Source organism: Bacillus sp. AFS040349 (genome assembly GCF_002577655.1).
GTDB lineage: Bacteria > Bacillota > Bacilli > Bacillales > Bacillaceae > Metabacillus.
This window is the reverse complement of the sequence record NZ_NUMC01000093.1, coordinates 1-8,593: the sequence shown is the minus strand read 5'-3', so window position 1 is coordinate 8,593 and position 8,593 is coordinate 1. Positions and strand designations below refer to the sequence as shown.

Here is an 8,593-nt window from a genome sequence, read left to right as displayed (position 1 = left end):
AGAGTTATTTAACATAGCTTTATTTTTAGGAGGAAAAATAAATGGCTAGGATTGCATCGCAAAGTAAAGGTGGATTTTACGCAACACCAGAAGGACAATTATCACTTATATTACCTCACCTTCAGATTAATCAAGATGAGGAAACTGAAGTAATAAATCTATTAGATCCTTGTGCTGGTGAAGGAAAGGCTCTTAAACAGATTTCTCAGTATCTAAAAACGTATGACGTAGCAGTTGCAAGCTTTGGTGTAGAGCTTGAAAAATCTAGAGCAAAAAAAGCTGAGGAATTATTAGATGTTGTCATAAATGAGGGATATGAATCGATAAGGACGGAACCTAAATATAGTTTGTTATGGCTTAACCCTCCTTACGATGAAGTATTTCATGAGAGAACTGAATTACGTTTTCTCAGGACGCTGACCAGCAAAACAAAAAACGTACTCGTTGATAATGGGTTACTAATGTTCTGTGTACCTCAATATGTGTTAGGAGCATGTTCTTCTGTTCTAGCTGGGAGGTTCAAGGATATAAAAGTGTACCGTTTCACCGACGAAGCGTATCCGGTATTCAAGCAAGTTGTTGTTTTTGGAAAGTTTGGAAAGCCTCATTCCAGTGAAGCTAGAAAACAAACGAAAGCATACCTTAAAGAAATAGCGGAGCAAGGTCCTGAAGTGTTACCAACCATTGAAGAGATTGAAGAAATGTTTATAGTGCCTAGTAGCACAGACATTCAATGCTTTAGAGCTGGTAAATTACGTAATGAAGAACTTGCTGAAGATCTTGCTCAATCACTCGCCTATCAAGAATTTGAGAAAAGAGTTACACCAAAAGCGAAGAACAGTACGATGAAAAATCCGCTTCTTCCTTTAAAGGTGACTCACGCAGGTATAGCCGTTGCTAGTGGAGCAATAGGAGGAAACTTCGGAAATCACATTATTGTAGGTGTAACAAAGCAGGTCAATGAAAAACAAGAAGTACTCGATGAAGAAGGATTAGCGAAACAGGAAGTATATATCAAACATTACAAAAGTGTCGTTCGTGTATTTACCACTGATGGTATACATGAGATTCAATAGGAGGAACTAATTGTGAGATTAATATCAAATATAGATTGTGGTTACTGTCATGATCAGAACGCCTTAGCTTTATGTGAAGAATGCGGAGGAAAAGGATATCTGCAGATTAGGTTTTCGAAAGATATCCCATACTATCTATCTTTATCATATGTGAAGTTTGATCCGCTACCAGGACTCTTTGGAGTGTTTTTGTTAGAAGATGAGATATTAGGTGTAGGTAATGTTGATATTTCAAGTCGTAGCCTAGTCATTTATGATCTTCAATCTTTTAAAGGAATTTACGGACAATCTTTAATGGTGAAAAGCCTTTGCAAGATGGAAAGTATACATTCTATTCATGGATTCACTACCAGTCAGGATGCTATCTTTTGGGAGATTCTTGGAGCAGACATACAAAGAGACAAGCAGGAATGGACTTTTACTATCTTCGTTGGAGAAAGAAGCCCTATACAAAGTAGGTATGCTCATATTAATTGGTCTGAATACTTTGATTGGTTTGATTCTGCAACTGATATGGAAGCTGATTTCATGATGAGGTATACACCACCTTCTTTACGTAAGGAGCAGGTAGATCATTATTATTCAAATGGTTTTTACTTAGTCGAGAAAAGTTCAAGAAGGAACTTATCTTTAGAGGAAGTTTTTACTCTATATTAAGAGATTACTATTTTCATTTTTATAATGAGAGGAGGCAAGCTACTGTTCGTAAAGAATAGTAGCTAATTTTATGAACATTAATAAATTAACTGAGTATGCTAAAAGCCTAATTGTGCCGCTGCCTAATGAAATGAAATCGTTTGGGGATTATCGAATTCATTGTAATTTTAGTGGAGGTAGAGACAGTATAGCCTGTGTTTTACTACTTTTATATGGTTACGGTGTACCGAAAGAACAAATAGAGATGGTTCATTTTAGGGTGGATGGTAAGCAAGAAGCATTTTTTGATTGGAAGGAAACTGATGAATATCTAGAGTATTGCCAAGAAATTTTAGGATTGCCAATGGTTATTCTTAACCCCGATAAAAGTTTAAAAGAGAGAATAACTGATAGGGGAAAATGGCCTTCAGGGGCAACTCAGTATTGCACATCTTACCAAAAACGCGATACCTACAGTAAATGGGTAAGGAGCTTAGGTGCTGGAAATTATTTGTGTGTTAGCGGTGAAAGGGCGCAAGAAAGTCCAAGACGTGCTAATAAACCCAATTTCCAAGTTTACAAGACAGCAAACGCACCAACAAAAGGGCGATGCGTTGATTGGCTTCGTCCTATCCATCATTTAATGAAGGATCAGGTGATGAAACTAAATGAGCTTGCTGGAATTAAGCCACACCCTTGTTATCAATATGTTTCACGATGCAGCTGTAAGTTTTGTATTTTTCTTTCACCGAATGAGATGAAGAAGGTCTCAGAACTTTACCCTGACGATTTTAACGAATTAATTCGTATGGAAAAGGAAATGGGACACACGCTTAAATGGGAAAAGAAAAATCCGCTATCGTTAGTAGACTTTATAAAGAAGGCAGAAGGATCAGACAAACAGTTATCGTTTGATTTACCATGTTTTTTTGAATGAAAAATGAAATTATAAAAGGAGGGATTGTCCTCTGACTTTGTTTTTTAGGTCAGGGGTATATCCCTACCTAATAAAAGTCATGGCAAAATACGTATGAATATTTATTTACAGAGTACTGATCGTCATTTTGAAGCAAAATTACAATTTATTGTGAAAGAGGAAGATCATGTGTTAGCTGCCTCTTATATAGGAATTCCAGAAGCGGTTACTGCTATAACAGCAGGTATTATTGAAGGTAGAACAGTGGTTGTAGAAGGAAAGGAGCTTACAAGAGGTCACGATCCTTTTAGGAGGATTGAACGTAAAGTAGGTATTGGTGATGTGGCTCATGCCTTTATTTATAACTCATTGACTACTTTAGATGGTTTATCTGGTGTTATTGATAGTGATAAGAACACGAGGGGGTATATCTTATCGCTTCATGGAAACATCAAAGAAGATGTTGCTCAACATATGATTTCACGCTTTGGGTTACCACCGGAGTGGAGTGACCATTATGCCGGTCTTTTTGGATTTATGATCGAGGACTTGGAAGTAATTCAGAATCCAGCCTTTCAACATTTAAATCCAAATTTAAGGGCCCTGAAGATAAACGGCAGCGAAAGTGATGTTTTAGAGGTAGTAGAAATGGCACTAAAGAATCGCTTACTTACCATTCCTGAATCGGAGATCGAAGGTAAATTTGATCCTTCTTGGTCGTTAAAAGAATATATGGTTAATAACGCTAGTGCAATGAATAAAAAATTAAGTGTTATGAGACCATTGCATACCATGAAAGATAAGGTAGATCCTGCAATAGCAACTATGAGTAGAGTTCCTTTTCCTGCTCAAACACATGTTATTCAGGGATTAATAAACGGATTAGATGTTGAGAATTCGGTTATAACATCTGCGAACATGGGGACCGGAAAGAGTATACAAGCTATAGGTGTCGCTCACGTCTTAAACGAACGGAAGAAAAGAAGAGGCTCTAAAAGAGGGACTGCTGTTTTGCTTTCTGCTCCTGGTATAACACTTAGTAAATGGGAAAAGAAAGAGATTGGTAAAACTGTCCCACATGCGAAAACATCAATTGTCCGGTCATCAGAGGATGCATTGAGGCTTTTGGAGCGTGTTCGTAATGGCTACCGCCCAACAGTTGGTGACCTTGAATTTACCATTGTGGGTATTGATAAAGCCAAAAGAGACAGTGAACCATACTTTGCAGGTATATGGAAACGAGTAAAAAATACTTCCGATTCTTATGGATGGCATTGCCCTGATTGTGGACGCCAATTATATAAAAAAGAAGAAGGAGAATGGTTTCCTTTAGATTGGTCTGATGTAGCTTTCGGATCTGCACCTACAATAGAGCAGTTAATAGATGCAAGAGAAGAAAAAGCATTACTACCGAATGGACTACCAAATTCATGGAAAGTGAAATGGAGAAGGACTAAACAATTCTTTAAATGCTCATATCAAGAAGGTGTACAAGGTTACCTACCAGATGGTGCTTTACCTTGTGGAACAAACTGTATCGCCCCGCAGTCAAAAGTCGTGGAGAAACGAATAAGCGTCCTGTAGCTAACATTTCTAAAATCTTTAAGCGCATGAAAAAATACTTTGATTTATACATTGTGGATGAGGTCCATCAATGTAAAGCAAGCGGTAGTGGTAGGGGAGATGCTTTTGCTCAAATGGTTAAATCAGCAAAAAAGACTCTCATGCTTACAGGTACCCTTGTAAATGGAAAATCTACATCGATCAAAGAAATTCTTTGGAGAACCAATCCAAAATCCTTATTAGATAAAGGGATGAATGATTCTACAGGGGATTTGACATGGGCGGAACGATATGGAAAGTTAAAGCAAATCGTTTATTTACAGGATGAAGTGAATCATCAAGGATGGGTCACAAGACAACGTAGAAAGCCGATGCAACCGACAGAAGAGCCAGGTATTGCACCACATATGACAGCTGAATATTTATTGCATAAAACTGCTTTTCTTGATTTGGAAGACTTAGGGTTACCACTGGTGGAACTAAAGGAGAAACCAATCTTTATTACTCCGAAACCAGAACATGAAGCGGCATATAGACAGTTTCATGAGGTAATGTATGATGAGTGTGCTAAAAGGGCACGAGCAGGTGCTAAAGGTGCATGGTCAAAGTTTAACCCTGCAACCTTAAATTACGCTGCTAGACCCGATTTAGGGGCATTTTATACATTTGTTAGTGTTGATGGGCAAGAAACAATTGTATCAGCTCCACAACTTACTGGTTATACAGCCAAGGAAGAATGGTTGATAGATAATGTGAAGAAGGAATTATCTGAAGGTAGAGGAGTTGTTATCTATAACAACTATACAGGCGAATACCAGCTAAATGAGAGAGTTCATGACATCCTTAAGGAAAATGGTATTCCGAGTAGAATTTTAAATGAATCCAATACCGAGAAGCGTTCTGAAGTCCTTCAAAAGTTTGAGGATGAGGGAGTAAAAGTCATTATAACCAATATGAAGTTGGTTGAAGTTGGTTTAGATTGTGCGACAAGAAGTCGCTAATGGATAGTGCTTCATTATGAAGCCACCTTAGTCATCAATGGTGTTCCCGCCCGAAACTGCTTTTCGAGTAATCGAATTGTTCGGTTGCATGAGGGTTAAGTGCTTAATGGAGGATTTTACACAGAAATCCAATAGAGCTAGGAAAAGATTGAGAAGGTATAAGCGAAGCTGAACCTTTGTAGACTCCGTTACCGACAGCAGACGTACTGTGGTTGAACAAGTCTGTAGAAGCGGATAGGAAAAGCCCTGCGGTCTAGGGGCTGTGCGATGACCCACAGATCCGTCGGAGAAAAGAAGGATGCCTAACTCAATCGCATCTATCGTTAGTGAAACTTGGTAAGCCCTAAGTGTTCCTCTCATTTGAGGTAGGATGATCGTGAGAGATTCACAACTACACAGAGGGTAAAGGATTGTGGAAAAAGCGAATGCCAGTAGACCGAAAGTTCAGACGAAAACTCATTTGTATAAGTCGCTGGATAGGGCAATACCCTAGCTGAAAGGCTGCTGACTTCCACATGGTCTTCAACACGAAAGAAAGCGAAAAGAATAATCCTATAGAGAGGGAGATATGTTATGAATACTAACAGGAATGTTAAGTCGGCTGTTTCCCCACTAGTGGAGAATTGGCACTCAATAAATTGGGTGAAAATTCAACGCTATGTTAGGAAACTTCAACAACGAATCTATCGTGCAGAACAATTAAAACAAACAAGAAAAGTAAAAAAACTTCAAAGATTACTTTTAAGAAGTAAGGCTAATCTAATTTTAAGTATTAGACGAGTAACTCAAGAGAATAAAGGTAAGAAAACAGCAGGTATAGATGGATACATTTCCAACACGCCTCAAGAAAGAATTGCTTTATTCAACAAACTAAGTAAATACAGTGTTAGAAATATCAAAGTCAAACCAGCTAGAAGAACCTATATTCCTAAGAAAAATGGCAAACTTCGTCCACTAGGTATTCCAGTTATTGTTGATAGGGTATATCAAAATGTCTTCAAAAATACACTAGAGCCACAGTGGGAATCAAAATTTGAAATGACTTCTTATGGATTCAGACCTAAGCGCAGTACTCATGACGCAATGAGTGATTTATTTAATAAATTAAGTAAAGGTAGTGCTAAGGAATGGATTTTCGAAGGTGATTTCGAAGGATGTTTCGACAATTTAAATCATGATTATATTATGGAATGCATTAAAAACTTTCCTAATAAATCGGTGATTCAAGATTGGCTCGAAAGTGGATATATAGATAATGATGTATTCAACGAAACAACGAAAGGAACACCCCAAGGTGGTATCATCTCGCCATTGTTGGCAAATATTGCACTACATGGTATGGAAAAAGAAATTGGTGTTAGGTATATCCATACGACACGACAAGGAGATACTTTATATCAGAATTCCGTTGGTGTTGTTAAATATGCTGATGATTTCGTTATTGTCTGTCCTACGGAAGAAGAAGCACTAGGAATGTATGAGAAATTGCAACCTTACCTAAACAAGCGTGGTTTAAATCTTGCAAAAGATAAAACAAGAGTTGTTCATGTTAGTAAAGGGTTCGACTTCCTAGGATTTCACTTTAGACAATACCCTACCAAAGATGGAATGCGGTTATTCATTAAACCTTCCAAAGATAGTGTTAAACGTGCGAAACAAAGGATTAAAGAAATATTCGAATGGGGTAAAGGTAAAGAAACCTCGGTCCTAATTGAAAGATTGAATAGTGTCATTAGAGGAATTGCGAATTATTGGTCACCTACTGTTACCAAAAAGCTTTTCCGAGATATAGATAATTATATCTTTAAAAGAACATTAATCTATTTACGACACAGACATAAAAAAATAAATCGAATAAATGGATTATTAAGGAATACTTCAAACCTGACCATACGGGTGTAAGTAAAGACAAATGGATTCTTACGTGTCCGCATGATACCACTATTCAGATTATTAGAATGAGTTGGGTAAAAATCGAAAGACACATTAAAATCAAGCAGTACAACAGTCCATTTGACGCTTCACTTAAAGAATATTTCGAACAGCGAGATAGAAAAGAGTTTGACAAAGAAAACACTCTAGCAAAACAAAAACTTGCTAAAAAGTCTAAATACAAATGTAGAGTTTGCCGAGAATCACTTGTTGGGGACGAGCCATTAGAAGCAAATCATATAGTACCGAAAATTATTGGTGGTCGTGACACTTATGAGAACCTGAATTACTTCATAAGTCCTGTCATAAACAACATCATGCATTATTGGAGAGATACGGTAACGGTAAGCAATTACCAAAGGTTCAATCTTTCTTGAAAAGAAATAATGTAGATGTTAATAGCAAACAAGCGGTGAATCATATGAAGAACGCTTTTAAGAAATTCGTATATTAATTGTCTGGATGAAAGAGGGCTTGAGCCGGATGTGCTGAGAGGTACAAGTCCGGTTCTTAGGGGGGAAGGAGATGGTAACATCTCTGACCTACCCGACTACTTGCTTGGCCGACACTTATTTTTAATCAATTAAGTTATGAAGTAAACGTTGTCCGTCAGTCTGCAAAAAGAGCACACAGAATTGGTCAGCACCGTGAGTGTAGGGTTCTAATTCCTATTCTGAATGGTACACAAGAGATGAGTCAATTTAAGAAGGTAATGAGTGCTAGAGGTCATGCTTTAATGACAGAAGGTAGATTAGATAGAGGGGAACTTGCTAAATATAGTTATGATGAGCAGTCATCATTAGCAACTGATCTTGCTGAATGTTTTGCAGAAGCCGATCTTGCCAATGCGTGGGAAGAACTTGCTGCAATTGAATATCAAGATGTTGAAATGATTGAAGAAGCGAATTTTGAACATATCTTAGCTGATAGAATGAAAGAACTGGCAGAACAGACATTAAAACTCTGCGGTGTTTCAAAAGTTGTGCCTATTGATCAATCTGAATCTAATATAGTAACCGATAGTACTGAAGAAGATTCATTATTTAACATCACTGAATCGAGTGGTTCCAGTGTGGATCTTGAGGATGATGGAATAATTGCATTAGTAGATATCACAAAGTATAAGAAAAAGAAAACATTAAAGGCACCAACTGAAAATCAACTGGGTTTTGTTTTCTAATTACGCCGGAATATAGAACCCCTCATGCAATTTTGAGGGGTTCTTCTTATTATTACTTTATAACACTTCTAATATTTTCTATCAGTTGTATAATAATTCCATTCTTGAAATCGGTCATATAAGCTTTAGTTGGACCTTCTAACCCGAAAAATTCATCTGTTGATTTAAAATAAAGTCTGATAATTTGTAAAAAAGTTCGATAATTTAAAACAAAGTTTGATTGTAATTCATGTATTGATATGCAGGATTTTTTTATTCCGCAATCTGGCCATTATCTACAGTATATAAA

At 37.2% G+C, this 8,593-nt stretch carries 8 protein-coding genes; all 8 read left to right on the top strand.

Translation table 11 applies throughout. The features are described from left to right. Positions 1 to 41: 41 nt before the first annotated feature. A complete protein-coding gene (locus COD11_RS19135) occupies positions 42 to 1,076 on the top strand; it encodes a DUF6094 domain-containing protein (RefSeq protein ID WP_098798487.1) in 1,035 nt (344 codons plus the stop codon). Positions 1,077 to 1,088: 12 nt separating this feature from the next. Further along, a complete protein-coding gene (locus COD11_RS19130; protein WP_098798486.1) occupies positions 1,089 to 1,733 on the top strand; it encodes a hypothetical protein in 645 nt (214 codons plus the stop codon). A 70-nt stretch (positions 1,734 to 1,803) separates the two neighbouring features. After that, entirely contained in the window at positions 1,804 to 2,649 is an 846-nt protein-coding gene (locus COD11_RS19125; protein ID WP_098798485.1) for a phosphoadenosine phosphosulfate reductase domain-containing protein, read from the top strand. A gap of 93 nt (positions 2,650 to 2,742) precedes the next feature. Further along, positions 2,743 to 4,212, top strand: coding sequence for a DEAD/DEAH box helicase family protein (locus COD11_RS19120; RefSeq protein ID WP_098798484.1), 1,470 nt, complete (start codon positions 2,743 to 2,745; stop codon positions 4,210 to 4,212). Further along, a complete protein-coding gene (locus tag COD11_RS19115; RefSeq protein WP_141549712.1) occupies positions 4,149 to 5,192 on the top strand; it encodes a DEAD/DEAH box helicase in 1,044 nt (347 codons plus the stop codon). The genes COD11_RS19120 and COD11_RS19115 overlap by 64 nt, the downstream gene beginning before the upstream one ends. Positions 5,193 to 5,765: 573 nt before the next feature. Then, complete coding sequence (gene ltrA, locus COD11_RS19110; RefSeq protein ID WP_255301645.1) at positions 5,766 to 7,094, top strand: group II intron reverse transcriptase/maturase; 1,329 nt, start codon at positions 5,766 to 5,768, stop codon at positions 7,092 to 7,094. A 56-nt stretch (positions 7,095 to 7,150) separates the two neighbouring features. Then, positions 7,151 to 7,501 (top strand): HNH endonuclease, encoded by a 351-nt coding sequence (locus COD11_RS27625; protein WP_255301644.1) that lies wholly within the window; start codon positions 7,151 to 7,153, stop codon positions 7,499 to 7,501. Between the two features lie 359 nt (positions 7,502 to 7,860). After that, on the top strand, positions 7,861 to 8,304 hold the full coding sequence (locus COD11_RS19105; protein WP_098798482.1) for a hypothetical protein: 444 nt from the start codon (positions 7,861 to 7,863) through the stop codon (positions 8,302 to 8,304). Positions 8,305 to 8,593 lie beyond the last annotated feature (289 nt).

Excerpts from the sequence above, each read along its gene's own strand:
- COD11_RS19135 (WP_098798487.1), top strand. The coding sequence starts at position 42 with ATGGCTAGGATTGCATCGCAAAGTAAAGGTGGATTTTACGCAACACCA.
- COD11_RS19125 (WP_098798485.1), top strand. The coding sequence starts at position 1,804 with ATGAACATTAATAAATTAACTGAGTATGCTAAAAGCCTAATTGTGCCG.
- COD11_RS19120 (WP_098798484.1), top strand. The coding sequence starts at position 2,743 with ATGAATATTTATTTACAGAGTACTGATCGTCATTTTGAAGCAAAATTA.
- ltrA (WP_255301645.1), top strand. The coding sequence starts at position 5,766 with ATGAATACTAACAGGAATGTTAAGTCGGCTGTTTCCCCACTAGTGGAG.
- COD11_RS27625 (WP_255301644.1), top strand. The coding sequence starts at position 7,151 with ATGAGTTGGGTAAAAATCGAAAGACACATTAAAATCAAGCAGTACAAC.
- COD11_RS19105 (WP_098798482.1), top strand. The coding sequence starts at position 7,861 with ATGACAGAAGGTAGATTAGATAGAGGGGAACTTGCTAAATATAGTTAT.